This window comes from Demequina litorisediminis (assembly GCF_030161615.1).
In the GTDB taxonomy this organism is placed as follows: Bacteria; Actinomycetota; Actinomycetes; order Actinomycetales; family Demequinaceae; genus Demequina; species Demequina litorisediminis.
Map to the genome: position 1 here is coordinate 2,814,613 of NZ_BSUN01000001.1, position 24,927 is coordinate 2,839,539.

18 protein-coding genes and 11 pseudogenes are annotated in these 24,927 nt (G+C 67.3%); all 29 read right to left on the reverse strand.

Features of this window, described 5'->3' with window-relative positions; translation table 11 throughout:
- Window positions 1-20 precede the first annotated feature (20 nt).
- Window positions 21-3,320, reverse strand: a pseudogene (gene carB, locus QQK48_RS17160) (carbamoyl-phosphate synthase large subunit).
- Window positions 3,320-4,449 (reverse strand): annotated as a pseudogene (gene carA / locus QQK48_RS17165) (glutamine-hydrolyzing carbamoyl-phosphate synthase small subunit). Before carA ends, carB begins: the two co-directional pseudogenes overlap by 1 nt.
- Window positions 4,446-5,761, reverse strand: a pseudogene (locus QQK48_RS17170) (dihydroorotase). The pseudogenes carA and QQK48_RS17170 overlap by 4 nt, the downstream one beginning before the upstream one ends.
- A pseudogene (locus QQK48_RS17175) lies at window positions 5,758-6,742 on the reverse strand (aspartate carbamoyltransferase catalytic subunit). The pseudogenes QQK48_RS17170 and QQK48_RS17175 overlap by 4 nt, the downstream one beginning before the upstream one ends.
- Window positions 6,739-7,285, reverse strand: a pseudogene (gene pyrR, locus QQK48_RS17180) (bifunctional pyr operon transcriptional regulator/uracil phosphoribosyltransferase PyrR). The pseudogenes QQK48_RS17175 and pyrR overlap by 4 nt, the downstream one beginning before the upstream one ends.
- Before the next feature lie 538 nt (window positions 7,286-7,823).
- Entirely contained in the window at window positions 7,824-8,456 is a 633-nt protein-coding gene (locus tag QQK48_RS22360; protein WP_431308384.1) for an HNH endonuclease, read from the reverse strand.
- Window positions 8,396-8,953, reverse strand: a pseudogene (locus QQK48_RS17185) (DUF222 domain-containing protein); the annotation flags it as partial. The pseudogene QQK48_RS17185 and the gene QQK48_RS22360, both read right to left, overlap by 61 nt.
- A 165-nt stretch (window positions 8,954-9,118) precedes the next feature.
- Entirely contained in the window at window positions 9,119-9,544 is a 426-nt protein-coding gene (locus QQK48_RS17190; RefSeq protein ID WP_284329228.1) for a hypothetical protein, read from the reverse strand.
- 90 nt (window positions 9,545-9,634) lie between these two features.
- Window positions 9,635-10,750: a fibronectin type III domain-containing protein gene (locus QQK48_RS17195; protein WP_284329229.1), complete on the reverse strand. Its 1,116-nt coding sequence runs from the start codon at window positions 10,748-10,750 to the stop codon at window positions 9,635-9,637.
- Window positions 10,644-12,746, reverse strand: coding sequence for a hypothetical protein (locus QQK48_RS17200; RefSeq protein WP_284329230.1), 2,103 nt, complete (start codon window positions 12,744-12,746; stop codon window positions 10,644-10,646). Before QQK48_RS17200 ends, QQK48_RS17195 begins: the two co-directional genes overlap by 107 nt.
- Window positions 12,694-13,017 (reverse strand): hypothetical protein, encoded by a 324-nt coding sequence (locus QQK48_RS17205; protein ID WP_284329231.1) that lies wholly within the window; start codon window positions 13,015-13,017, stop codon window positions 12,694-12,696. Before QQK48_RS17205 ends, QQK48_RS17200 begins: the two co-directional genes overlap by 53 nt.
- Window positions 13,018-13,021: 4 nt before the next feature.
- Window positions 13,022-13,546 (reverse strand): hypothetical protein, encoded by a 525-nt coding sequence (locus QQK48_RS17210; RefSeq protein WP_284329232.1) that lies wholly within the window; start codon window positions 13,544-13,546, stop codon window positions 13,022-13,024.
- Between the two features lie 180 nt (window positions 13,547-13,726).
- A pseudogene (nusB, locus tag QQK48_RS17215) lies at window positions 13,727-14,150 on the reverse strand (transcription antitermination factor NusB).
- Window positions 14,150-14,715, reverse strand: a pseudogene (efp, locus tag QQK48_RS17220) (elongation factor P). Before efp ends, nusB begins: the two co-directional pseudogenes overlap by 1 nt.
- Window positions 14,716-14,777: 62 nt before the next feature.
- Window positions 14,778-15,220 (reverse strand): annotated as a pseudogene (locus QQK48_RS17225) (type II 3-dehydroquinate dehydratase).
- Between the two features lie 5 nt (window positions 15,221-15,225).
- Window positions 15,226-16,347 carry a 3-dehydroquinate synthase gene (aroB, locus tag QQK48_RS17230; protein WP_284327058.1) on the reverse strand — a complete coding sequence of 374 codons (1,122 nt, stop codon included), beginning with the start codon at window positions 16,345-16,347 and terminating at the stop codon, window positions 15,226-15,228.
- Complete coding sequence (locus QQK48_RS17235; RefSeq protein WP_284329258.1) at window positions 16,344-16,865, reverse strand: shikimate kinase; 522 nt, start codon at window positions 16,863-16,865, stop codon at window positions 16,344-16,346. The genes aroB and QQK48_RS17235 overlap by 4 nt, the downstream gene beginning before the upstream one ends.
- A pseudogene (aroC, locus tag QQK48_RS17240) lies at window positions 16,865-18,050 on the reverse strand (chorismate synthase). Before aroC ends, QQK48_RS17235 begins: the two are co-directional and overlap by 1 nt.
- A gap of 67 nt (window positions 18,051-18,117) precedes the next feature.
- The gene (locus tag QQK48_RS17245) at window positions 18,118-18,330 is read right to left on the reverse strand and encodes a hypothetical protein (RefSeq protein ID WP_284327059.1); all 213 of its coding nucleotides are present in this window, start codon (window positions 18,328-18,330) and stop codon (window positions 18,118-18,120) included.
- A 401-nt stretch (window positions 18,331-18,731) separates the two neighbouring features.
- Window positions 18,732-18,944 carry a hypothetical protein gene (locus tag QQK48_RS17250; protein ID WP_284327060.1) on the reverse strand — a complete coding sequence of 71 codons (213 nt, stop codon included), beginning with the start codon at window positions 18,942-18,944 and terminating at the stop codon, window positions 18,732-18,734.
- A gap of 2 nt (window positions 18,945-18,946) precedes the next feature.
- Window positions 18,947-19,372 (reverse strand): hypothetical protein, encoded by a 426-nt coding sequence (locus QQK48_RS17255; RefSeq protein ID WP_284327061.1) that lies wholly within the window; start codon window positions 19,370-19,372, stop codon window positions 18,947-18,949.
- 336 nt (window positions 19,373-19,708) lie between these two features.
- Complete coding sequence (gene pilM, locus QQK48_RS22365) at window positions 19,709-20,113, reverse strand: pilus assembly protein PilM (RefSeq protein WP_431308443.1); 405 nt, start codon at window positions 20,111-20,113, stop codon at window positions 19,709-19,711.
- Window positions 20,067-20,765, reverse strand: a pseudogene (gene pilM, locus QQK48_RS22370) (pilus assembly protein PilM); the annotation flags it as partial. The pseudogene pilM (QQK48_RS22370) and the gene pilM (QQK48_RS22365), both read right to left, overlap by 47 nt.
- On the reverse strand, window positions 20,766-21,554 hold the full coding sequence (locus tag QQK48_RS17265) for a prepilin peptidase (protein ID WP_284329234.1): 789 nt from the start codon (window positions 21,552-21,554) through the stop codon (window positions 20,766-20,768). It abuts the pseudogene before it with no gap.
- A gap of 77 nt (window positions 21,555-21,631) precedes the next feature.
- Window positions 21,632-21,946, reverse strand: coding sequence for a hypothetical protein (locus QQK48_RS17270; RefSeq protein WP_284329235.1), 315 nt, complete (start codon window positions 21,944-21,946; stop codon window positions 21,632-21,634).
- A 16-nt stretch (window positions 21,947-21,962) separates the two neighbouring features.
- Complete coding sequence (locus QQK48_RS17275; protein ID WP_284329236.1) at window positions 21,963-23,279, reverse strand: TadE/TadG family type IV pilus assembly protein; 1,317 nt, start codon at window positions 23,277-23,279, stop codon at window positions 21,963-21,965.
- Entirely contained in the window at window positions 23,279-23,788 is a 510-nt protein-coding gene (locus QQK48_RS17280; RefSeq protein WP_284327066.1) for a hypothetical protein, read from the reverse strand. Before QQK48_RS17280 ends, QQK48_RS17275 begins: the two co-directional genes overlap by 1 nt.
- Window positions 23,789-23,872: 84 nt before the next feature.
- Window positions 23,873-24,286, reverse strand: coding sequence for a hypothetical protein (locus tag QQK48_RS17285; protein ID WP_284329237.1), 414 nt, complete (start codon window positions 24,284-24,286; stop codon window positions 23,873-23,875).
- Entirely contained in the window at window positions 24,223-24,891 is a 669-nt protein-coding gene (locus tag QQK48_RS17290; protein WP_284329238.1) for a prepilin-type N-terminal cleavage/methylation domain-containing protein, read from the reverse strand. Before QQK48_RS17290 ends, QQK48_RS17285 begins: the two co-directional genes overlap by 64 nt.
- Between the last annotated feature and the right edge of the window lie 36 nt (window positions 24,892-24,927).

Consider the following 24,927-nt stretch of genomic DNA (forward strand, 5'->3'; position numbering starts at 1 on the left):
GCACGGGGACCGAGGTCCCCCTACAGCGCCGCATCCTGGAGGCTCAACACCTCGAACGGACCCTGACGTCGAGCCTCGATCGCCTGGACCGCAGCAGCCGCCTGCTGGGTGGTGGTGACGATGGCCGCGTCGTGCGCCGTGGCGGCCGCGCGGATCTCGTACCCATCCGCGCGCGCGCCCTGACCCTCGGGCGTGTTGACCACCAGCGGCACGTCGCCTGCAGAGATCAGGTCCACGATGGTGGGCTCTCCGTTCGGACCCTGGCCCTCCGAGTGCTTGCGCACGATCGTGGTGGGAATCCCATAGCGGCCCAGCACCTGCGCTGTGCCTGCGGTGGCGAGAATCTCGAAGCCCATCTGGTGCAAACGCGCCACCGGGAACGAGATCGCGCGCTTGTCGCGGTCAGCGACCGAGACGAACGCCTTGCCCGAGGTGGGGAGCCCGCCGAAGGCCGCGGCCTGCGACTTGGCGAAGGCCAGCGGGAACGTGGCGTCGAAGCCCATGACCTCGCCCGTCGAGCGCATCTCGGGGCCGAGCACGGAATCGACCACGGAACCCTCGTGGGTGCGGAAGCGCTTGAAGGGCAACACCGCCTCCTTGACCGCGATGCGCTGGCTCATGTCGATGGTGACGGCGTCGTTCTCGGGGAGCACGCCATCGGCCTTGAGCCGAGCGATCGACGTGCCTGCCATGAGCAGCGAGGCCGCCTTGGCCAAGGGCACGCCGGTGGCCTTGGCCACGAACGGCACCGTGCGCGAGGCGCGCGGGTTGGCCTCCAGGACGTACAGGACGTCGCTCACCAGCGCGTACTGGACGTTCATCAGGCCACGCACGCCGATGCCCTTGGCAAGAGCCTCGGTGGAGGTGCGAATGCGCGCGAGGCTCCGCGCTCGACAGCGTCACCGGGGGCAACACGCAGGCGGAGTCGCCCGAGTGGATGCCCGCCTCTTCGATGTGCTCCATGACGCCGCCGAGGAACAGTTCCTCGCCGTCGTAGAGGGCGTCCACGTCGATTTCGATGGCGTCATCGAGGAAGCGGTCGATCAACAGGGGCGCATCGGTCGCGTGGTCGCCCACGGAGTCCATGCGGGTGCCGTAGTCGAGCAGGCTGCTCGCGGGAGTAGACGATCTCCATGCCGCGGCCACCGAGCACGTACGAGGGACGCACGAGCACCGGGTAGCCGATGCGGCCAGCGATCTCCACGGCCTCGTCGATGCCGTGTGCGGTGCCGTAGTCGGGCGCGGGAACTCCCGCTGACTCGAGCACGCGGCCAAAGGCGGCTCGGTCCTCGGCGTTGTCGATCGCCTCGGGCGACGTGCCGAGGATCGGGACACCGGCATCGGCCAGTCGCTGTGCCAGCGACAGGGGCGTCTGCCCACCGAGCCTGAACGAACATGCCCTTGACCGGCCCGGCGGCCTTCTCTGCCTCGTACACGGCCATGACGTCCTCGAACGTCAGGGGTTCGAAGTACAGGCGGTTGGCCGTGTCGTAGTCGGTCGAGACGGTCTCGGGGTTGCAGTTCACCATCACGGTCTCGTAGCGGTCCTTGAGGGACAGCGCCGCGTGCACGCAGGAGTAGTCGAACTCGATGCCCTGGCCGATGCGGTTGGGGCCCGAACCGAGGATGATGATGGCCTCGCGCTCGCGCGGCGCCACCTCGGTCTCGGCATCGTAGGAGCCTGTAGTGATACGGCGTGGTCGCTGCGAACTCCGCGGCGCAGGTGTCGACCGTCTTGAAGACCGGCTGGACGCCCAGGCTCGCGCCTGGCGGCGAAGACGTCCTCCACGGAGATTCCGCGGAGCCTGCGCAATCTGCGTGTCGGCGAGGCCGTGACGCTTGGCCTCACGCAGCACGTCCGCGGTGAGGGCCGCGGCGCCCTGGGTCGCCAGGGCGACCTCGTTCATGAGGAGCATCTGGTCCAAGAACCAGGGGTCGATCTTCGAGGCGTCGAAGATCTGCTCGACGGTGCAGGTGCCGGCGAGCACGGCCCGCAGCAACTGCTGGACCTGGATGAAGCGCTGGTCGGTGCCAAGGGTGATGGCCTCGAGCAGGCTCAGCGACGGTCGAGGCATCGGGAGCCTCGCCTTCCCAGTGGAAGTTGGCGGCACGCTTGTCGATGGACCGCAGGGCCTTGCCGAGTGCCTCGGTGAAGTTGCGGCCGATCGCCATGGCCTCGCCGACGGACTTCATGGTGGTGGTGAGCACCGGGTCGGCGGCCGGGAACTTCTCGAACGCGAAGCGGGGCACCTTGACGACCACGTAGTCGAGGGTGGGCTCGAACGACGCCGGGGTCGAGCCAGTGATGTCGTTGGGGATCTCGTCGAGCGTGTAGCCCAGCGCGAGACGGGCGGCGATCTTGGCGATCGGGAAGCCCGTGGCCTTCGAGGCCAGCGCCGACGAGCGGGACACACGGGGGTTCATCTCGATGACGATCAGACGGCCGGTGTCGGGCTCGACGGCGAACTGCACGTTGCAGCCACCGGTGTCCACGCCCACCTCACGGATGATCGCGATACCGACGTCACGCATGCGCTGGTACTCGCGGTCCGTCAGCGTCATGGCGGGAGCCACGGTCACCGAGTCACCGGTGTGCACGCCCACGGGGTCCACGTTCTCGATGGAGCACACCACCACAACGTTGTCGTTGCGGTCGCGCATGAGCTCGAGTTCGTACTCCTTCCAGCCGAGGATGGACTCCTCGAGGAGCACCTCGGTGGTCGGCGAGTAGTGGAGGCCCGCGCCGGCGATGCGACGCAGGTCCTCTTCGTTCCACGCGAAGCCCGAGCCGAGGCCACCCATGGTGAAGGACGGGCGGACCACCACGGGGTAGTTCAGTTCCTCGGCGGCGGCGAGGCACTCCTCCATGGTGTGGCAGATGGCCGACTTGGCGGAGTCTGCACCGCAGCGCTCGACCACGCCCTTGAAGAGCCTCGCGGTTCTCGCCGAGGTTGATCGCCTCGAGGTTGGCGCCGATGAGTTCGACGTCGTACTTGTCGAGGATGCCTGCCTCCGCGGCCGCAATGGCGGCGTTGAGGGCGGTCTGTCCGCCCAGCGTCGGCAGCAGCGCGTCGGGGCGCTCCTTCGCGATGATGGCTTCGATGACCTCGGTGGTGATGGGCTCCACGTAGGTGGCGTCCGCGAACTCGGGGTCGGTCATGATCGTCGCCGGGTTGGAGTTCAGCAGGATGACCCGCACGCCCTCGGACTTGAGGACGCGGCACGCCTGGGTGCCGGAGTAGTCAAACTCGCAGGCCTGACCGATGACGATCGGGCCGGAGCCGATGACGAGGACTGGTGATGTCGTCGCGCTTAGGCATCAGGCGCGCTCCCCCTTCATGACGGAGACGAAACGGTCAAAGAGATAGGCGGCGTCGTGGGGACCCGCGGCGGCCTCGGGGTGGTACTGGACCGAAAAGGCTGGCAGGTCGATGCACTCGAGTCCCTCGACCACGTCGTCGTTGAGACACACGTGGCTGACCTTGACGCGGCCGTAGCCGGCGGGCGAGTCGCTCTCACCGTCCAGCGGGGCGTCGACAGCGAAGCCGTGGTTGTGGGCGGTGACTTCCACCTTGCCGGTGGTGCGGTCCATGACGGGCTGGTTGATGCCGCGGTGACCGAACTGGAGCTTGTAGGTGCCGTAGCCGAGGGCACGGCCCAGCAACTGGTTGCCGAAGCAGATGCCGAAGAAGGGCACCTTCTGGTCGAGGATCTCGCGCAGCGTCGCGACGGAGCGCTCTGCGGCGGCGGGGTCGCCTGGGCCGTTGGAGTAGAAGACTCCGTCGGGCTGTGAGGCGAGGATCTGCTGTGCGGTGTAGGTCGACGGCACCACGGTGACCCGGATGCCGCGCTCGGCCATCATCTGCGGCGTCATGGCCTTGATGCCGAGGTCGACGGCGACCACGTTGGCGATGGTGTCAACGCCTGCGGGGGCTCGACCACGTACGGCTCGTCGGTCGAGGCGTCGTCGGCGAGGTGGGCTCCGGCCATCGCCTCGGCGCCCTTGACCCGCTCGACGAGTTCGGCGACGGGAGCGAGCGCGTCGCCGGAGAAGATGCCGGCGCGCATGACGCCCTCGCGCAGAATCCGCGTGAGTGGCGGGTGTCGAGGCCCGAGATGCCGACGATGCCCTGGTCGCGGAGGTCGTCCTCGAGGCCCCGCTGCGAGCGCCAGTTCGAGGGGCGGCGTGCGGGGTCGCGCACCACATAGCCCGCAACCCAGATCCTGCGGCTCTCGTCGTCCTCGTCGTTCACGCCGGTGTTGCCGATGTGCGGCGCGGTCATGACGACGATCTGGCGGTGATAGGCTCGGGTCGGTGAGCGTCTCCTGGTAGCCGGTCATGCCGGTGTTGAAGACGATCTCGCCAAGGGTCTGGCCGGTGGCACCGTAGGCCTTGCCCTCAAGCCTGCGGCCGTCCTCGAGGACGAGCAGCGCGGTCGTGTCGGTCACGCGGGGGCTCCTTCGGTCAGTGCGGTGAATCGGTCGTCGACGTAGGTGGGGGTGCCACGCAGGAACGTCGCGACGGTGCGTCCGGGCAGGCTCGATGCCGCCGAACGGAGAGTTGTTGCTGCGCGAGTCGGTCGCGTGGGGCTCGACGGTCCAGGCGGCCGCCGGGTCGACAAGGGTGATGTTGGCGGGCTCGCCGACGGCAAGCGGACGGCCATGGGCCTCGTCGCGGCCGATGCTCGCAGGCGCCTCGCTGAGGATGCGGGCCACGTCGCGCCAGGTGAGGCGACCGGTGTCGACCATCGTCTTCTGGACGATGCCGAGTGCGGTCTCGAGGCCGATCATGCCGAAGGCGGCGGCGCCCCACTCGCAGTCCTTGTCCTCGTCCGGGTGAGGGGCGTGGTCGGTGGCGACGATGTCGATCGTGCCGTCCTCGAGGCCAGCGCGCAGGGCGTCCACGTCTTTCTGGGTGCGCAGCGGCGGGTTGACCTTGAAGCGGGGGTCGTATCCGCGAGCAGACTCGTCGGTCAGCAGGAGGTGGTGCGGCATGGCCTCGGCGGTGACCTGGATGCCGCGGGACTTGGCCCAGCGGACGATCTCCACGGACCCGGCCGTCGAGAGGTGGCAGATGTGGACGCGGGAGCCGACGTGCTCCGCAAGCAAGACGTCACGGGCGATGATCGACTCTTCGGCGACGGCGGGCCAGCCGGCCAGGCCGAGGCTCGGCGGAGACGAGTCCCTCGTGCATCTGCGAGCCCTCGGTGAGGCGGGGCTCCTGCGCGTGCTGGGCGACGACGCCGTCGAAGGTCTTCACATACTCAAGGGCTCGGCGCATGAGCAACGGGTCGTGGACGCACTTGCCGTCGTCGCTGAACACGCGCACTTGGGCACGGCTATTGGCCATGGCGCCCATCTCGGACAGTTGGGTTCCGCCCAGGCCGACCGTGACCGCGCCGACGGGGTACACGTCGACGAGGCCGACCTCGCGGCCACGGCTTGCGACGAGTTCGACCACGCCGGCGGTGTCGGCGGTGGGGGTGGTGTTCGCCATGGCGTGGACGGCGGTGAAGCCGCCGCGGGCGGCGGAGCGGGAGCCGGTTTCGATGGTCTCGGCGTCCTCGCGGCCGGGCTCACGCAGGTGCGTGTGGAGATCCACCAGGCCGGGAAGGGCGACCAGGCCCGAACCGTCGATCGTCCGGGCGTCGGCGGGGGCATCGGCCGCACTCAGGGAGGCGATGGTGCCGTCGACGAGGACAAGGTCCGAGGGGGTGTCGCCGTAGAGCGACACATTGGTGATGACGATGGGGGCGCTCACGCGGAGGCCTCCTCTCCGGAAAGCAGCAGGTAGAGGGCGGCCATGCGGACGGCGACGCCGTTGCTGACCTGTTCGACGATGACGGAGCGCGGCGAGTCGGCAGCCTCCGCGGAGATTTCCAGGCCGCGGTTCATGGGGCCGGGGTGAAGGATGATCGCGTGGTCCGGGAGACGGTCCATGCGGGCGCGGTCGAGGCCGAAGAGGCGGGTGTACTCCTCGGGCGACGGGAAGAAGCCCGATCCCCCGCCGGTCATGCGTTCGCGCTGGACGCGCAGCATCATGATGGCGTCAAGATCGTGAGCCTCGAGGGCGTCGTCGAGGGTGTAGTGGACGGCAACCTCGCCGCGGTCCTCGAGGCCGTACGGCAGCAGTGTGGGCGGCGCGACCACCACGACCTTGGCGCCAAGGGTGCGAAGCAGGGCGATGTTGGAGCCGGCGACGCGCGAGTGGAGGATGTCTCCGACCAGCGCGACCGTCAGGCCGTCGAGGCCCTTGCCGGTGACGTCGTCTCCTACGGCGGCACCCATGAGGTGGCGGCGCATGGTGAAGGCGTCTAGCAGCGCCTGGGTGGGGTGCTGGTGCGTGCCGTCGCCCGCGTTCAGGACGGAGACGGAGCCGTGGAGCCAGCCGGACTCGGCGAGGCGCTGGGCGGCGCCGGAGGCCCAGTGGCGGACTACGACCGCGTCGGCGCCCATGGCCTGCAGGGTGAGGGCGGTGTCCTTGAGGGATTCTCCCTTGGACAGGCTGGAGCCCTTGGCGGAGAAGTTGATGACGTCCGCGCTGAGGCGCTTGGCGGCGGCTTCGAAGGCGATGCGGGTACGGGTGGAGTCCTCGAAGAAGAGGTTCACGACAGTGCGGCCGCGCAGGGTGGGGAGCCTTGCGGATTTCCCGCTCCTGGGTGGCGGCCATCTGGCCGGCGGTGTCGAGGATGAGGATGGCGTCGTCACGGCTGAGGCCGTCGGTGCCGAGCAGATGCTTCATGCGTGGCCTCCCGTGAGGATGACGGCGTCTTCGCCGTCGGTCTCAGCGAGGTGGACGTCGACCCGCTCGGAGCGAGAGGTGGGGATGTTCTTCCCCACGAAGTCGGCACGGATGGGTAGTTCGCGGTGTCCGCGGTCCACGAGCACGGCGAGCCTGGACGGCGCGGGGGCGGCCCTCGTCCTTGATGGCGTCGAGGGCGGCGCGGATCGTACGCCCGGTGTGGAAGACGTCGTCGACCAGGACGACGACTTTGCCGTCGATGCCGACGCTCGGGAGCGTCGTCGCGCCGATGGTGCGGGTGGGCTGGCTGCGCAGGTCATCGCGGTACATCGTGATGTCGAGGGCGCCGGTGCGCTGCGCGGCGTCGAAGCCCGGCTCGACCTCGGCGAGATTCGCAGCGAGGCGCTGGGCGAGCGGCACTCCCCTGGTGGGAATGCCCAGGAGGACGATGTCCTCGTGGCCCTCGTTGCGCTCAAGAATCTCGTGCGCGATGCGTGTGAGGGCACGCCCGATATCGGGCGCACCGAGAATGGTCCCAGTCATGCTGGCGACCCCCTTTCCCGCCTCTCTGGACGGTCCTTTAAAGGATGTCGGTGTTCGTGTGCCAGCGTACCGGGTCCGACGGGGTGGCGTGGACCGACGCGGTGGCTGGTCCGCATGTGCTGCCACGAGCACTTGACGTGTCGCATACCCCTGCGGCGACCAGGACAAATCGGGGCGGCACGACGACGGGCGCGACGATGGGCGCAACGCGGCTCGGTAGGTCGCGCCTTGCCGCGCGGTGGACGAGCCTGGTCACAGCCAGGTTTGGGGACGCGAGCGTCACGGTGGCACGTGCCGTGGCCCTGGTGACACGATCCGGAGGCGGCCGGTCACGCGAAGCGACGTGACACCCCGGGGACGGCACATCCCGCGTGGCGGTGGTGGCGGCACCGTCCCGGACCGCTTCGAGGACGGGGACGATGGTGGCACCTTCCCGCCTGCGGAACGGGCAACGGTTGTGTGCCGCGCCACCGCACCAGGGTCAGTACCTCCAGCACTGCCATCGGCGCCGACGACGCCGGTAGGCCCTCGGTCACGGTCAACGCGAAGGCTCACGGTCAACGCCAATCTCTGAGGCAGTGAACGCTGGAGTCCTCACGCTGGGCGACCGTGGCATTGCGTACGGTCTCGCTACGTCGGGTGACGCCGCGAGCACTGAGGGCGGCCCAGCCCCATGCGCCGAGACCGGGGTCACCGGCCCACGTGGCCGGGGCGTACGCCTTCGCGCGTCACCAACCCTGGTGGCGGCGAGTGGGGTGCGCGCGATGATGTCGCGAGAATCTGGCGGCTGGTGTGGTGTCGCCACCGCGTCGAAGAGGCGACGCCCGCCGGGTTGGGGCGTGCGATCCGGATCAACCTGTGCAGGCGGGATGAACCACACCTCCGTGGCACTCGCCTCAATGATGCAGCCAGCGCGATGAACGTCGTGATGGCAGCGGACGCACAGCATCACGCAATTCGAGAGATCCGTCGCTCCCCCGAACTCCACGGGCGTCACATGATGCGCGTCACACCACGAGGGCGGCGCGCCGCACTTTGCACACCCGCCGTCGCGCTCCAGCACCGCGAGCCTTCTGGCTGTGGGTGAAGTGCCGCCGTTCGCGCCCAAAATCAACCGTGCACGAGGCACCACCCAAGACCTGCGGAATGATGCCGGCCCGCGCCAGCACACGTCGGAGCCTCCCCGGCATCGGGCGTCGCCGAGAGTCCGTCGATGGACGCCTCCCCCGTCGCGAACTCCATCAACTGCTCGTACGTCATGCGGACGACGACCTTGGCGCCCGAGTGCGGCAAGACGTCGACGTCGCACCCCAAGAGGTGGCGCGCGAAGTCACCCATCGCATCGGCCCGCACCTGTTCGGGCGAGCGCTCGTCAGTATCGACCACGGTGCCGGATCGCTGTGCGTCCTGCGCCTTTTTCTTCAGCCGGAAGTGCTGGTTCACCATGGCATCCATCGCGGCGACCAAAGGAGCGCCGTTCTCGGGGTCAAGTTGCCCGTTGACGCGGATCATGCCGTCGGCATTCTCGCCAACATGCAGAAATCGCCGCTGTCTGCGAGCCTCCGCGAGTTCCTCTAGATGGGCCGCGTCCAGCATCGCTTCATAGCGATTGATGAGTTGACGGAGGCGATCTACGCGGATGTGCCCCGCGGAAGCCACGAGGTCTCTCTCGGCGGCGTGAAGTGGTCTGGGTCACACCGCTCGGCCACTCGCCGCAGCATCCGCGTGATGGCAGTCGCGGCCTCGGCGCCCATGTTTCCGCCACCCACGGCATCGGCGACATGGGTGAAGACAGGCCGTGCCTGCCCACCATCGCCTTGCGAGGGGCCGTCGTCACTGTCCACCAGCATCTTCCTGGCGTCCGCGACGCGAGCTTTCTCGGCATCGGCCAGTGTCTCGCCGAGGCTCAATCAAGCGGCGAGCCTCGGGACCGGAGACGCCGCCCTGCTTCTCCAGCATGTCCGGCGCGTTGCGGTGTCCGCGCAAGCGAGCGAAACCCACGCCTCGAGGATTCTCTCGCGAGCGCGAGGCAGCCGCGGCGGCAACGACCGCAAGCATCCGGTTCGCCTCCTGGCACACGGCACCAATCGCGAACGTAAGGTCCTCGAGCGCTTGGTCGTCCATCCCGTCGACCATGGCGCGCGTCAGGCCGTCGCGCCGCACCAACGCCTCACGGACGCGCTGTCCCGCGCGAGCCCGCCGCTCCTCGCGCAGGGCGGAGGCGCCTGTCGCGGAAGCAGAAGCGGGCAAATCGGTCATCGGGACATCAGACGAGAAGGGTCTGACATCAACGCGATGTGGCTGCGCACCCGTGAGGGCGCGCAGCCACATCTGGACCGTTAGGCGGAACTACTTCCGGATGACGCTCGTGGTCCTCTCGGTGGAGGTGCCCAGCGCGTTGTGGGTATAGACCTTGAAGTACACACGCTTGCCGTGGCTGCCCTTGGTCGTGGTGACCTTGAGCGTCGACGCGCCCACCTTCTTCAGCGTGTAGTAGGTCGAGCCGTTGGTCGAGTACTTCACCGTGTACCCGGTCACCGGAAGGCCATTGCCCGATGCCTTAGGCCACGTCACCGTGAGCAGGCCCTTGCTGTCGGACACGGCCTTGACCGAACTCGGCGCAATCGGCTTGCCCGCTGGGACGACCTTGACCGCTGCCGAGTAGGCGCCCGTGCCCACACTCGTCTTGGCGACCACCCGGAACTGGTAGGTGGAGCCATTGGTAAGGCCCTTGGCGACGAACTTCTTGGTGCTGCCCGTGGTGGTGCCGGCAGTGGCCCACGTGCCCGTGGTGCCCAGGCGCTTCTGGACCAAGTACGACGTCACGGTGCCGTTGGGCTTGGTGGGTGCGCCCCAGGCCACGGTCGCCTGACGATCACCGCGGGCAACCTTCACGCTCGTGGGCGCCGAGGGTAGGCCCTGGGTACCTGCACGAACCGTCGTCGCCGGTCCTGCACCCACCGCATTGACCGCAGCCACCGACACGTCGTAGTTGACGGCCTGCTTGAGTCCCGTGAGGACATACGTTGTCACGCGTTCGATGTTCTTGGTGGACCACGCGCTCGCGCCGACCTGTCGGTACTTGACCTGGTAGCCGGTGATCGGCGAGCCACCGGTGGCGCTGACCGAGCCGATTCTGAGCGAGAGCTCACCCACCTTGGGCGTGGCGGTCAGCGTCGGCGCGGAGGTCGGTGCCGTCGCGGTCTCAAGTTCCTTGACGTCGGACCACGGCCCCACGCCCTCGGAGTTCTGACCCGCTACCCGGAACTGGTACGTGACACCCTTGACCAGGGCATTCGTGGTGAAGCTCGTGCCGTTCGGAGCGGTCTCCCCCACCGAAGCCGTCGACCAGTCGTCGTCAGTGGCTTTCTCGCGGTACTGCACCAAGTAAGAGACGGGCTGATCCGTGCCCGCCGCAGAGCCTGTCAGAGCCGTCCACGACGCCGTAATCGCCTTGCCGGCCACAGCGAGCCTGACGGTGCCGAGCCTTGCCCGGCGTGGAGCGCACGCTGAAGGTGCTGCTTTCCGAGGTCGCCAAGACCTTGAGCGCGTTGCCCGAACCGACGGGCTCGGCGAGCGCACGCACACGCCAGTAGTACTGCTGCGTCGCGTTGAGCGCATCGGGAAGGGCGAACTCCGAGGCGATCGTTTCGTACTGCTTCAGCCCCGTGGTCAGCGCCGCATTCGTGGCGATCTGCACCTGGTACCTACTCGCACCGGGGACATCCGCATCCCACCGCAACACGCGGTCGTTGAGGGGCATGACCATGGGATCGGTCAGCGTGATCGCGTTGGACGAAGCTCCCACGTCGACGCGTTGGAGCGAACTCCACGCACTGTTGTGGCCCTCCGAGTCAGATGCTCTGACCTGCCAGTCGTAAGGTCCGGCAGCGAGACCCGTCACCGAGATTGAGGTGCTGCCAATGTTGGACACAGGGACCCATGCAGCACCGACCGGGCGGTACTGGACACTATAGGAAACGGCACCGGGCACGCTGTCCCAGGCCAGCGTCACCGAGCCTCCCGCGACCTCTGCACCGGTAGGTACAGGCGCGGCGATGCCGACGCTAAAAGAACTCGACGTCGACACCTTTCCGGGCTTGCCGTTCGCGTCAAGCGGAGCAACCGCAAAAGAGTAGTTCGTGTCCGGCGTCAGTGGCTTGTCCGTCGCCGTTGATGGGAACGCCGTGTCGTTGGACGTCACCGGCTCCTGAGCGACGAAGAACGGTGCCTCGATCTTCTTCGAGATGCCAATCTTGGTGCCACCCTTGTAGATCTCGATCTGGTACCCGCGGCTACCGCCGTCGAGGAGACCGGTCACGCTCTGGGGGTTCCAACTGAGCATGACCGTGCCGTCGGCCCGGGTCGTGGTTGTCAGGCCCGTGAGCGCGTGGCTGCTCTTCGACCACTCGAACTGCTCGACGCTCTGGTTGGACTGACCGCCGATGATCGTCCGAGGCTGCGAGAGGCTCCAGGACGAGGTGATCACCGGCTGCACCACCGCGACGTACTCACCGGTGGTGGTGTTGTCGGCGAAGACACCCGTGAGGCGAATGCGCGTGCTTGGGGTCAGGTAACGCGCGACCTCAGCCGTGCGCGACGCGTCGGAGTACACGATGACTTCGTATGAGGGCGCATGGCTCCATACGACCTCACCCTCGCCTCCGGCGGTCTGCATGCCAGATGCGGCCCACGACAGGACCGGGGCTGGCTGGCCCTTGGTGCTCTCCGGGTTGTCGGCTGCAAGGGCATCAAGATCGAGGTCGACCGCGACCGATGCAGGCGCAGCGTCGTTCGGCGCCACCACGCTCACGTAGCGGATCTCGGACCAGTTGGACTTGAGCGGATCCGCGGGGTCCGACTCGCTCGCCAGCGAAACCGTGCTGGACCCTGCCACATCGGCCGCACGGACAGACCATTCGTAGTCCAACCCCACGCGTACCCGCTTCGCGGCGGTCGTGTTCCACAGACAGTCGTCGGCACCGACCAAGGCGCCCACATTATTGGGCCCGGAGGCGTAGTCCGCGATGATCGTGGCGGACGTCGACGCGGTCCGGCACGTGAGGATGGTGGTGCCACCGGTGTCTGTCAGATTCACCTCGTAGTACGAGGCCCGAGGCACCGGTTCCCACGAGAGCTCGAAGTCGCCGAGCGACATGTCCTCGGCGGTGTCCAGGGTCGGACCTCCTGCCGTCGGCACTGGTGCGACGTTACCGGGATCGACAGCCGCCGACGGCTCAGTCTGAGTGCCCCACTTCTTGCGGTACTGGTGCACGGGTGACGGCGTGCCGGGGTTTCCTGCGTGGTCGAGCGGCACCACTCGCCAATAGCGCGTGTGGTTGGCCGTCTCCGACGTCGGCACATAGACCGTTCCGTTGACCACCCGCGTGACGGGGTTGAGGATGCCGTTACCCGAGGGATCCGAACCGAACTCGAGACGGTACTTCGCGGCGCCAGGCACCGGGTCCCAGGCTGAACAGCAACTCAGAGTGAATGGTCGTCGTCTCGTTCACGGGCACGAGGTTCGAGGGAGCCTCCGCCCACGTGATCTGGAACTCCCGCTCCGGCGACCACGCTCCGGTCACCTCAGGGCTCGTGGTGGACGTGCCGTTGTACATTTCTGCGCGCACACGCCACTTCCACGTCAACACGCCTCCCGCGTTGTCCACGCGCGCGAGCGGCACTGCAGGTGCGTACTGGGTGCCATTGACCTTCACGGTCGTGCCAGACACTCCGCTACCGAGGGTCCCCGACGTGTACTCGAGCCTGATAGCGGATAGCACCGGGCACGGGCTCCCACGAGAAGACCGTCGCGTCTGGGTACTCCACGATCCCCCGAACATCTTCAGCACCGGGCCCGATGGGCTGCGGCGTCACATCGTGCCCCACCACCAGCAGCGAGGCTTCGGTGGGCTCGCTCACGGTGAGAGCGCTACCCGATCCCGTGGTCGACGCCACACGCCAGTAGAGATCAGTCTCGTCGCCGACCACCGGCAGTGAGGTGGTGATGTAGTCGAGTGCGTACGTGTCCACCGTCTTGACGGTGCCGGTCGCGAACTCGGGGTTCTCGGACCACTGCAAGCGGTAACCGCTCGCGCCAGGTGCCGCGTTCCACGAGAAATGCACCGTGCCATCGGCGTTGGCGCTGGCCTCGCCACCGAGCGGAGCATCCGGCCCTGCCGCCTGCGCGGGCAGCGCGACCAACGTTGTTCCGATCAAGGTGGCTACCGAAATTGCCGCGACCGACCTGAGAAGGCTCATGCGTGCGCCTCTTCCCCTCAAAAGTGCGTCACCACGTCGCTTCGTCGGACGTGCTGGCCACACATTAGCGGAGCACGAGCCCCGGAACCAACGATTCCGCGACGGCGTGTGAGGGTGGCGACAGCACAAAGGGGACGAAGCGGTGCTTCGTCCCCTTTGTGCCCCGGAAGGTGCCCGGTTCTAGTCCTCGCTGGGTAGCGCTGGCGCGTCGCGTGCGATGCGGCCGAGCACTCCGTTGACGAAGTTCGCGGAGTCGTCGGTGGAGAGGTCTGCGGCGAGGTCGACCGCCTCGTCGATGGCCACGGCGGTCGCGACCTCGTCGTTGCAGAGAATCTCCCAGGCGCCGATGCGCAGAAGGTTGCGGTCGACGGCGGGCATCCGCTCCAGCGTCCACGACGTGGAGGCATCCTCGATGATCGCGTTGAGCCTCACGCCAGCGAGACACGATGCCGCGCACAATCTCCTGCGAGTACGCGGGCAGGGGGTGCTGGTGACCGGGGTGCGCGAGGCGCTCGTCGAGGACGTCGCCCACGTTCACGCCGCGCTGCTCGGCTTCGAAGAGGACGTCGAGCGCGCGCTTGCGTGCCTTGGTGCGGGCTCCCACTAGTCGTTCACACGGCCGAGGTAGTCGCCCGACTCGGTGTTGACCTTGACCTTGGTGCCGGCCTCGAGGAACAGCGGCACCTGGATCTCCTTGCCGGTCTCGAGGGTGGCGGGCTTGGTGCCACCGGACGAGCGGTCGCCCTGCAGGCCGGGCTCGGTGTAGGTCACTTCGAGCACCACGGAGGCGGGCAGGCTCGAGGAAGATGGGGTTGCCGTTGTGCGAGCCGATGGTCGCGTTCTCGTTCTCCAGCAGGAAGTCGGTCGCACTGCCCATGACCTCGGGCGACACGTTGACCTGGTCGAACGTGTCGGGGTCCATGAACACGTAGGACGCGCCGTCGTTGTAGAGGTACTGCATGGTGCGGCGGTCCACGGTCTCGAAGTCGACCTTGGTGCCTGCGTTGAAGGTCTTGTCGACGACCTTGCCCGAGAGGACGTTCTTGAGCCTTGGTGCGGACGAAGGCGCCGCCCTTGCCGGGCTTCACGTGCTGGAACTCGATGACGGACCAGAGGTTCCCGTCGAGGTTGAGCACGGAGCCGTTCTTGATGTCGTTCGAGGTCGCCACGGTGTAGTCCTTCGGAAGTTCTGAAAAAGAGCCGTCGGAAAGTCTACCCGCCGCATGCGGTTCTAGGCGCGTGAACCGATCGCGTCGAGGGCAAGGCGGTACGAGTCGACGCCGAGGCCGGCGATCACACCCGTCGCGACGCCGCTGATGACCGACGTGTGGCGGAACTCCTCGCGGGCGTGCGGGTTGGTGAGGTGGATCTCCATCAGCGTCAGTCCCGCGCCGGTGACCAGCGCGCAGGCGTCGCGCAGCGCGTAGGCTGTAGTGGGTGAAGGCGGCCGGGTTCAGCACCACGTGCCACCCGTCGTCGACGGCCCGATGCATCCAGTGCACCAGGCTCGGCCTCGTCATCGGTCTGGCGCACCACGGCCTCGAGACCGTGCTCGCTCCCCCACTGCATGCACAGGGCGGCGATTTCGTCGAAGGTGGTGGTCCCGTATTTCTCGGGTTCGCGGGAGCCGAGACGGCCGAGGTTGGGGCCGTTGGCGACGAGCACGGTGGTCATGCGGGTCAGCCTAGCGAGATGGTGCCGCCGGAGACCGGAGCCGACGAGACCGCATCGTACGCTCCGAGGAGCAAGGCAGGGTCGGGGCCCTCGAGGCGCACCGGGTTGCCGATGCCCTGGAGCACCACGAATCGCAGCAGGTCGCCTCGCGTCTTCTTGTCCCGGCGCATCGCCGTGGACAACGCGTCCCAGCGGTCCCCCGGGTACGTGGTGGGAAGTCCCAGTGACTCGAGAATGCTGCGGTGGCGCTCCACCGAAGCCTCGTCGAGGCGCCCCGCGAGATGCGCCAACTCCGCGGCGAAGACCATGCCGACGGCGACGGCGGAGCCGTGACGCCACTGGTATCGCTCGGTGTACTCGATGGCGTGACCGAACGTGTGACCGTAGTTGAGGATCTCGCGCTGGAACGACTCCTTGAGGTCGGCCGCCACCACCGTGGCCTTGACCTGCACCTTGCGGGCGATGAGTTCCTCGAGAACGTCGAGCGTGGCCGGGTCGAGCTCCGGCGCGCTGAGCGCGGCCGCATGCTGCTCCACAAGGTCCAAGATCACGGTGTCGGCGATGAAGCCGCCCTTGACCACCTCGGCCAGTCCTGCCACGCGATCGTGGACGGGCAGGTTGGCGAGGGTGTCGAGGTCGCACCAGACGGCAAGGGGCTCGTGGAACGTGCCGACGAGGTTCTTGCCCTCGGCGGTGTTGATGCCTGTCTTGCCGCCGATGGCCGCGTCGACCATGGCGAGCACGGTGGTAGGCATCTGGATGACGCCGACGCCACGCAGCCAGGTGGAGGCGACGAAGCCTGCGAGATCGGTCACGGCGCCACCACCGAGGCCGATGATCACGTCGGTGCGCGTGAAATCGGACTTGCCGAGGACCTGCCACAGGAATGAGGCGACTTCGGCGGACTTGCCGCTCTCAGCGTCCGGGACCTCCGCCAGGATTGCGGTGCGGCCCGAGGCCTCGATGCGCGCCCGCAGAATCTCGGCCATGGCGGCCAGCGGCGCCGCGTGCACCACGAGGACGCGCACGGCGGCCTCGGGGATGGACGCCACGGCCGGCTCGATCAGCCCGGTGCCGATCGTCACGTCGTAGGGCTGCGTGGTGTCGACGGTGATGGTGCGGCTCATGCCTGCGCTCCCTGCTCGATCACCGCGGCCACCTGAGTGGGGGTGAGGTCATCGGTCACGACGGTCTGGGTCGCCAGTCGCTCGTACACGGGACGGCGCGCCTCCATGAGCGTCAGCCATTGCTGACGCGGGTTGCCCAACAGCAGCGGACGCGACTTGTTGAGCCCCACTCGCGGCGAGGCAGCCTTCAGAGACACGTCCAGGAAGACGATGGCCGCTCCGGCTCCCGCTGCCTGCTCCAGCAGCGCCTGGGTCGCGGGGCGCAGGATCGCTCCCCCGCCGAGCGACAGCACGCCGGCGTGGGTAGCCACGGCATCGGCCACGGCGGCCTCCTCCAGATCACGGAAAGCGTCCTCGCCATCGGCGAGGAAGATGTCCGCGATCGACTTGCCCGCACCTGCCGAGACGTCCTCGTCCGTGTCGCGCCAGTCAAGGCCCGTCGAGGCCGCCAGGGCGCGTCCTACGGAGGACTTGCCCGAGCCGGGCGGTCCCATCAGGATGTAGCGAGGCACCGCCATCAACGCAGGTGGTCCGGGATGGCCGCCTCGTAGGACGCAATGTTGCGCTTGACCTCGGCAACAGAGTCGCCGCCGAACTTCTCGAGGAGCGCGTCGGCGAGCGTCAGCGCCACCATGGCCTGCGCCACCACGGCCGCAGGGGCCACGGCGCACACGTCGGAACGCTGGTGGATGGCCTTCGCGGCCTCTCCCGTCGCGGTGTCGATGGTGTCGAGGGCGCGAGGCACGGTGCTGATGGGCTTCATGGCCGCGGACACACGCAACGGCTCGCCGTTGGTCATGCCGCCCTCAAGCCCGCCTGCACGGTTGGTCCGGCGCGTCACGGCACCGTCCTGGTACTCGATCTCGTCGTGCGCCTGCGAGCCACGGCGGCCTGCGGTGCGGAAGCCGTCGCCCACCTCGACGCCCTTGATGGCCTGGATCCCCATCAGCGCGCCCGCGAGGCGTGCGTCGAGGCGACGGTCACCGTGAACGTGGCTGCCAAGTCCCACGGGCAGGCCGTAGGCAACGACCTCGACGACGCCACCGAGGGTGTCGCCGTCCTTCTGGCATTCGTCGATCTCGGCGATCATGTCCGCGGACGTCTCGGCGTGGAAGCAACGGATCGGGTCGGCGTCGAGATCCTCGGTCGCATCGGCCGGGGGCAGCGGCGCGTCGTCGGGGATGCGCACCGGACCCACCTGAGTGGTGTGCGACACCAGGCGCACGCCTGCGGCCTGCTCGAGGAAGGCCTCGGCGACGGCGCCGAGCGCCACGCGTGCGGCGGTCTCGCGGGCCGATGCCCTCTCAAGGACCGGGCGAGCGTCGTCAAAGCCGTACTTGGTCATGCCGACCAGGTCGGCGTGACCGGGGCGCGGGCGGGTGAGCGCCGCCGCGCGTGCGCCGGTGAGCCTCGGCAGCGTCCACGGGGTCCGCGCTCATCACGGTTTCCCACTTGGGCCACTCCGTGTTGCCCACCTGGATGGCCACGGGGCCGCCCTGGCTGACGCCATGGCGCACGCCACCGAGGACTGTGACCTGGTCCTGCTCAAAGTTCATGCGCGCGCCGCGACCATAGCCGAGCCGGCGGCGAGCGAGCGCCGCCTGGATCTCGGAGGAGGTCACCTGGACGCCTGCGGGGAGGCCGTCAAGGGTGCCGACGAGGGCGGGACCGTGGGATTCGCCTGCGGTGAGCCATCTGAGCATGGGTCACATTGTGGCAGACGAAAGGCCGGGTCCCGACGCGTGTCGGGACCCGGCCTTGGGCGAAGGACTAGTTCGCTCCGGACTGGGCGGGCGAGGACTCGGTCGGTGTCGTGAAAGCGTCGTCGGGAATGGACTCGGCGGTCACCACCGGACCCTCGTCCAGCGACGTCAGGTCCGCGTCCGCGAGGTACAGCGCGGCCTTGATGTACGTCTGGACGCCACCATCGCCGGGTTCCGAAACACCTGCGGGCACCGTGGATCCTTCGACCAACGAGGTCATGGTGACCTCGTAGATCTGCAGGAATGGCTGCTCGGGGTCCTGGAGAGTTTGAAGGAAGTCGTAGGCTCTCGTCCGCGGTTCCATACACGGTGAATTCGAAGGGCTGCAGTGCGAGGTTCTGCGCGAGCACCACGGAGCCCTTCACCGTCTTGACCACGGGTGTGAAGGCCGGGGCCACCACGTTGGTCGTCGCCGCGGGCCCCGTTTGGAACCGCTGAGCGAGTTGTGTGGAAGGCAATAGCGCGGCCGGAATTTCCCAGCCATCGATCATGTCGCCAAAGTCCTGCGCGGTTTCCCCCACCTCCACGCCGGACGATTCGAAGGCCTCCCACATGCGAGTGCGGAAGGTCTCGAGGTCGAGTCGCTGCGGTGCGTTGAGGTCGATCAGCGGCTGCAGCGGCTCATACGTGGCGAGGCTCGTCACCCATGGCAGAGATCGCCGCGGAATCGGCCTCGATCGTCGTGATGTTGGTGCGCACCAGGTCTTCGTCCGCGCTGAACGCCGCGGTCTCGTCGACCTGCGGCTTCACGGCGAGAAACCATCCGAGCACCAGCACCACGATGATGCCGAGGGCCGTCAGCGCCACGATGGGCGCGTACTTGGAGTTCAACATCGTCAGTCCTCCTCGGTGGCTGCGGGGCTGGGAGAGAGTGACGGCAGCGGGGCCGGGGCCGTCTCCTCGGCATCGAGCGCCTCGGGGTCGATCTCGACGGTGGAGCCGTCGTCGATGAAGCGGCCCGTGAGGGCGGACATGGTCACCGTGGCGGTGCCGTTGAACTCCCAGACCACCGCGCCGGAGGCGTCGACGTAGGTCTCCGAGGTGACGAGTACCTGCTCGAGTCCGGGAAGCGCCTCGACCGCGGCTGCCAGCGCCGTCGTGGTCTCGTACGACTCCGTCCAACCCGAGAAGTCGATGGTGCCCATGCCCGGGATCGCAGTCTCTGACGTGTTCCGCAGCCCGCTACCGGTCGCGGTGGGTCCGTAATAGACCACCTTCTGGAACGTAGTGCCTGACTCAGCCGCGCTGAGCACCGACGCCACCAAATCCTGAACAGCGATGTCGCCATAGCCGATCTGGCCGAGGGTCCACGCCTGCGACTCATAGGTCGAAAGGTCCTCGTAGACCGACTTCTGCTCATCACGGTTTTCGATCGCGGTGGTCTGGTCGGTGATCGCGTCGTCGAGCCCGTTCTTCGCGAGCCTGCTTGGCGCCGAGCGCGAGAACGTAGGCGCCCACCATCACGCCCACCGCGATGAGCACGGCGAACAGCGCAGTCATCTTGACGGCGCGCATCTTGGTGGCTTCCGCGATCTCCTGTGGAATCAGGTTGACCGCGGGGAGAGCGGGAGCGCCGATCTTCTTGTCTACGGGGTTCATCACGCGGCTCCCATCGCAAGACCCACGACGGTGGCGAGCGCGGCTTCGCGTCCGCGCGCCGGGGTCAGGTCCACCTTCTTGCTGATGCCCACGCCGGCGAGCGGGTCGCCGATCATGACCGGGAGACGGGTGGCGCTGGACAGTGCCTGGCCGAACCCCTGGAGGTACGCGCTGCCACCGGTGAGGACGAGCCGCTCCACGGCGCCGCCGGGGTTGGAGCTCGCGAAGTACACCAGCGTGTTGCGAATCGACTCGATGAGCGGGCCCATCGCGTGGCTCACGGCGTCGACGGTCTGACGCTGTTCCGCGGGCGCAGAGGGGTTCATGCCGTACTGGTACTTCAGGCTGCTCGGCGTCGACTGTCGAGCCCTTGTAGGCGGAACGCACTGCCTTGGAGACATCATTGCCACCCTGGCCGAGCACACGTACCAGGCGCGGTGCGCCGCGCTGGGACACCACCACAGTGGTGATGGCCGCGCCGACGTTGACGATGGCGACCGTTGACTGCGTGAGCTCGCCCTTGCAGACGCCGCGCCACAGGGCGAAGCCGGTGTGGTCCACCCGCGAGAGGTGAACACCCGAGCCCTGGAGTGAAGAAATCACGCCTCGCACGAGTTCACGAGGCGCGGCAACGAGCATGCCGCGTAGCATCTGCCCCTGCTCCCCCGCGAACTCAGCGGTGGGATAGAAGTCGAGCAGTGCGTCGTCCACGGCCATGGGCAGAGAGTCGCGGACGTGGAACGCCAGCGACTTCCTGATCTGGTCCATGGGCTGCGCGGGGACGTCTACCTCGCGAAGCACCACGGTCGGATGGCCGATGTTGACGGCCGCCGACTTGGCGCTGACCTTGGCAGCAGCCACCGTCTGCTTGACCACCTCGGCGAAGGCACCCGGTTCCTCGATCTCGCCGTTGCGGATCACTCCGGCGGGAACGGCTCGCTCTGCGAAGGCCGTAATGCTCGCGCCGTCGCGGGGGTCGGAACCGCCCTTGAGTTCTACCTCTGCGACGCGCACCGCTGTCTCGCCGATGTCGATCGCGACTTGTCGTGTTGCCACCTAATGTCCCCTCTGAACTGCTGTCTTCACGCCTATCGGCATGCACGACCGCTCTCTATAACTCGTCTTCACAGCCCCGCCAAGCGCAAATAACTCTCGGAGATCGCGGTTCCGCACAGTAGCCCGGTCCAGACCCCTGCGAACATCCACGGCCCGAAAGGGATCGCTAGGCTTGCGCCCCTTGCGGGTGATGGCCATCACCGTGACGCCCACGAGCGCGCCCCAGACAAAGGCCGCGAAGCCACCCACGATGAGTTCCGCCCACCCGTACCAGGCCAGCACCGCGCCGAGCACAGGCGCGAGCTTCACATCGCCGAACCCCATCCCGCGGGGATAGATGAACCATGCGCCGAAGTAGAAGGCGCCAAGGATGGCCGCGCCGAGCAACGCATGAAGCAGACGGCTCCAGTCCCCATCGACACCCGTCCAGACCACCAGGTACACGGCGACCATGGCCGAGAACGGCACCACGACCGCATCGGGCAGGCGTCGCACTTCGAGATCGATGGCACTCAGCACGATCGTGAAGAACGCCACGATCAGGGCGAGACCCAGATCCCAGGTGACGCCGAGCCACGCCGCGAGAGCGCCGAACACCGCGCCTGTCAGGGCTTCGATCAGCGGATACCGGACGCTGATGGGCTCGTGGCAGTCGTAGCAGCGTCCCCCCAGGACCAGCCATCCGAGCACCGGCACGTTGTGCCGGAACCGGATCGCGTGCCCGCAGCGCGGACAGGCGCTCGGCGGGTGCGCCACGGACTCGCCGGCAGGCACCCTCGAGATCACCACGTTGGCGAAGGCTTCCGAGTGCACAGCCCACGAGGACCGCGAACACGATCAAAAAGGCCACGAACGCGACTCAACCTTCACGGACGTAGGACATGGTGAAGTCCGCGAAGCCTGGGGTCGATGTTCTCCGATCCCACCTTGCGGTACGTGAATCCGAAGGACGGCTGCCAGTTGGACTGGCACGAGTAAATCTGTCCCGCGTAGCCGTTGCCACCGTTCGAATACAGGAACGTCTTTGTCGTGTAGGACAACAACGCCGTACTGGCGTCCATGTACATGTTGCCGGACACGAACTGAATTCCCACGGGGATACTCGTATCCCACGTGGTCTTGGTCGGGTCGGGCGTGGGGCACTCCGTGAAGCCATCCGGCGTGGGGGTGGCGAGGTACACGGAGTGCTTCTCTCCGTCACCGGAGATAATGCTGAGCGCCAGGTCCTTCTTGATGGACGAGCCGAAGATGACGAGGTCCGCGTAGAGCCTTGATGGTGAGGTTGCCGCCGTAGCCCATGTGGATGCCGGTCGAACACGCCGCGGTGGTGTCGATCAACGTGTTCTCGGTGATCTCCATCGTGCCCGTGATGTGGCTGGTCCGGCACTCCGTGCCCGCGATCAGGTTCGTGGGATACGAGGGATCGTTCCAGGCCTTCTTCGTGTAGTTGTCGAAGATGGGGTCGTCTGGCCGGAAGACCTCAAAGTCCTCTTCAAACACGTCATACTCATCGGGCTTGGGCACACTCATGTCCAACATGAAGGTGCGCTGAGGAGTGCTGTAGTTCGAGGAGGTCATGCACTCGTCCTTCTCCGCGTACGGCGCGAACACCGACGAGGGAAGGAAGACCTTAGCCGGGTAGGCGCAGTAGCCGTCGAGGTAGCCGCGCGCACGAGTGGTGCCGCCCACCTTCGGATAGACGGCCGTGTACCACTTGGCGGTCGTGAAGTTCGACAGGGCACGGGGGTAGTTCCCGGACGCGATGTTGCCCGCGACGGTCAGGTTGCCGCCGACGGTCGTGCCGCTCGTGGCCGCGGGGAAGTAAAGATTGCCGCCCACGTACATGTCGCCGTCGGTGCCGCAGTTGCTGTTCTTGAAGTGGACGTCGCCCTTGACGTAGATGCTGCCAGGCACCTTGGTGCCGGCGTCACACGCGAGGTTGCCCTTGGTGAAAATGGTCGCGTCGTCCTCCTCGGAGGCGATCGACTGGATGGCGTTGGTGCCCACGAAGGTATCCGCGCGCACGGCGTGGTTGAACGTGGGCGGGTCCTCCGGCTTGGTCCACAGGGCCGTGACTTCAGCCTGGTCACCGGCCTCGTAGCCGCCCACGCCGTTGCTCTGCGCGGTGCCGGTCGAGACGACCTTGACGAAGTCGGGCCAGTTGTCCTTGTCCTCGAGGTCCGGGCAACCCTCTGTCCACGATCCGGTGCCGTCCTGGTCGTAGAACACCTGGGCGTCGTAGGCGGGCACCGCGCTCGACTGAAAATGGCCGTCAAGCGCCACACAGGCCGCGGGATCGGAATCCATGGTCGCGTATGCCACGTCCACCCCGGCGTCGGCAGCGGACTGCGACTCGACCGAGGCACGACTCTGCGTGGTGAAGTACGAGCCGAATACCGTAGTGCTGGCCACCACCATGAGGACCCCGGCCATCACGATGACCATGCCAAGCACCAGCACCAGGGCCTGGCCCTCCTCGCTACGGCCCTCGATGCGGTTACGAAGAATGCGCACTACCAACATGTCACCCCTGCCTCATCTGCCTGCGGCCGCTGCAACACCGTGGTGTCGATGCGCGTGCCATGACCCCAGACATCGGGATCGCCATCGATGAACACCTTGACGGTGCCCGCTGATTCGTCGCGTACAAATGCCTTTGTCCCGGTGGGCACCACGACGTCACTCACCGCGATGGTCCACGACGAGGAACTCGACGCCGTGGCCGCCACGACCTTCGCAGTATCCGTGGTCCGCCTCAGTTCGCCTTTGGCTGCGTCGTAAATCCAGGCGCGGCAGGTGTATGCCCCCGCGTCGGGGTCCCCCACCCAGGTTTTGGTGCGCAGCAGCGTGCCGTCGGTCGACACCTTGACGTCCTTGGCGTAGCGCACGTCGTAGGCGATGCCAGACGCGGCGTTCTGCATCTCGCCGGTGTTCTTCACGGTGCTGGTCACGACCGCCTGCGAGCGAAGCCCGTTGATGACCAGGACGGCGACCATGCCTCCGAGGATCAACAGGAGAAACATGTAGACCATGAGGCTCGACGAGGGTGAATCCTCCCTCGGAGTCTCGGTCCTGGAGCCTTGAATGCAAGGCGCGCATCATCACAGTCACCCCAGTCCGGGCACGGCGATCATGGTGGACACGTCGGCAACGTCGGGGTTGTCCGTGTCGAGAGACGTGACCTCCACGCGATAGGTCACCAACACGGTGGCCGCGTCCGGGTCTGACTCGTCCTTGCACCACGAGGTGTCAGCCTCGGTCTCGGCGACTGTCAGCCCCGGGACCTGGAAAGACTCGGTCAGCGAGTAGCGCGCCCCACGGGTATCCGTGTAGTCGTCGGCGGGTTCGCCCGCGATAAAGATGCGGAAGTCCGCGCACAAGGCCGCGGCGACGCGGGCCTGTTCAACCCGCTCCTGCGCGACCTCCTGGGCCGATGCGATGGTGGTGGTCTTCGCGGTCACCTGGAGCGCCAGCAGGATGGGCGGCACCATCGCGACGGCAAGGATGCCGAACAGCAGCATCGCGACGATGACCTCGATGATGCCGAGTCCATCGTCGTCGGTGGTGCGCAACCTGTTCGCCACGTGACCGGGCCCCTTTCCGCGGTGGTGAGTCTGATACAGCGACGCGGAGCCGCGGGTGGGCGCGAAGGTCCGAGGACCGTGCGGCCCACCCGCAGCCCGCGAGTGGAGAGACTTAGGCTCTCGGTGATCGCGCCGTTGGCGTCCATCGTGAACACGGTGCCGGTGGGCGAGGTGATGGTGATCTCGACGGTGTCGGGGGCGGACATGTCAACCTCACCCTCGGCGAGGATGTTGCCGTCCGAAACCGCAACGGTCGAGGTCTCGGTGCCAGCGGTGATGGTGCTGGTCGAAGGGCCGGTCGCCGCGGTCCAGGACACGGCGTCCGCCTGCGGGTTCTCGGTCATGGCCGAGACCACGGCGGTACGCACGGTGTTCAGGTCGGCCTTGGCCGCCGAGTCCTTCGCCTTGTTCTGCTGGTTCAGGTACAGCGGGATGGCGATGGCGGCGAGGATGCCGATGATGATGATGACGACGAGGAGCTCGACGAGCGTGAAGCCCTTCTCAGCGCCCTCAGCCTTCTCCTGCATACGCTTCTGGATCATCTTGATCATTCTGATTCCCTCATATTTCTCATGTGA

Excerpts from the sequence above, each read along its gene's own strand:
- QQK48_RS17190 (WP_284329228.1), bottom strand. The coding sequence starts at position 9,544 with ATGACCGATTTGCCCGCTTCTGCTTCCGCGACAGGCGCCTCCGCCCTG.
- QQK48_RS17210 (WP_284329232.1), bottom strand. The coding sequence starts at position 13,546 with ATGAGCCTTCTCAGGTCGGTCGCGGCAATTTCGGTAGCCACCTTGATC.
- aroB (WP_284327058.1), bottom strand. The coding sequence starts at position 16,347 with ATGAGCCGCACCATCACCGTCGACACCACGCAGCCCTACGACGTGACG.
- QQK48_RS17235 (WP_284329258.1), bottom strand. The coding sequence starts at position 16,865 with ATGGCGGTGCCTCGCTACATCCTGATGGGACCGCCCGGCTCGGGCAAG.
- QQK48_RS17245 (WP_284327059.1), bottom strand. The coding sequence starts at position 18,330 with ATGACCTCGTTGGTCGAAGGATCCACGGTGCCCGCAGGTGTTTCGGAA.
- QQK48_RS17250 (WP_284327060.1), bottom strand. The coding sequence starts at position 18,944 with ATGTTGAACTCCAAGTACGCGCCCATCGTGGCGCTGACGGCCCTCGGC.
- pilM (WP_431308443.1), bottom strand. The coding sequence starts at position 20,113 with ATGATGTCTCCAAGGCAGTGCGTTCCGCCTACAAGGGCTCGACAGTCG.
- QQK48_RS17280 (WP_284327066.1), bottom strand. The coding sequence starts at position 23,788 with ATGTTTCTCCTGTTGATCCTCGGAGGCATGGTCGCCGTCCTGGTCATC.
- QQK48_RS17285 (WP_284329237.1), bottom strand. The coding sequence starts at position 24,286 with ATGCTGCTGTTCGGCATCCTTGCCGTCGCGATGGTGCCGCCCATCCTG.
- QQK48_RS17290 (WP_284329238.1), bottom strand. The coding sequence starts at position 24,891 with ATGATCCAGAAGCGTATGCAGGAGAAGGCTGAGGGCGCTGAGAAGGGC.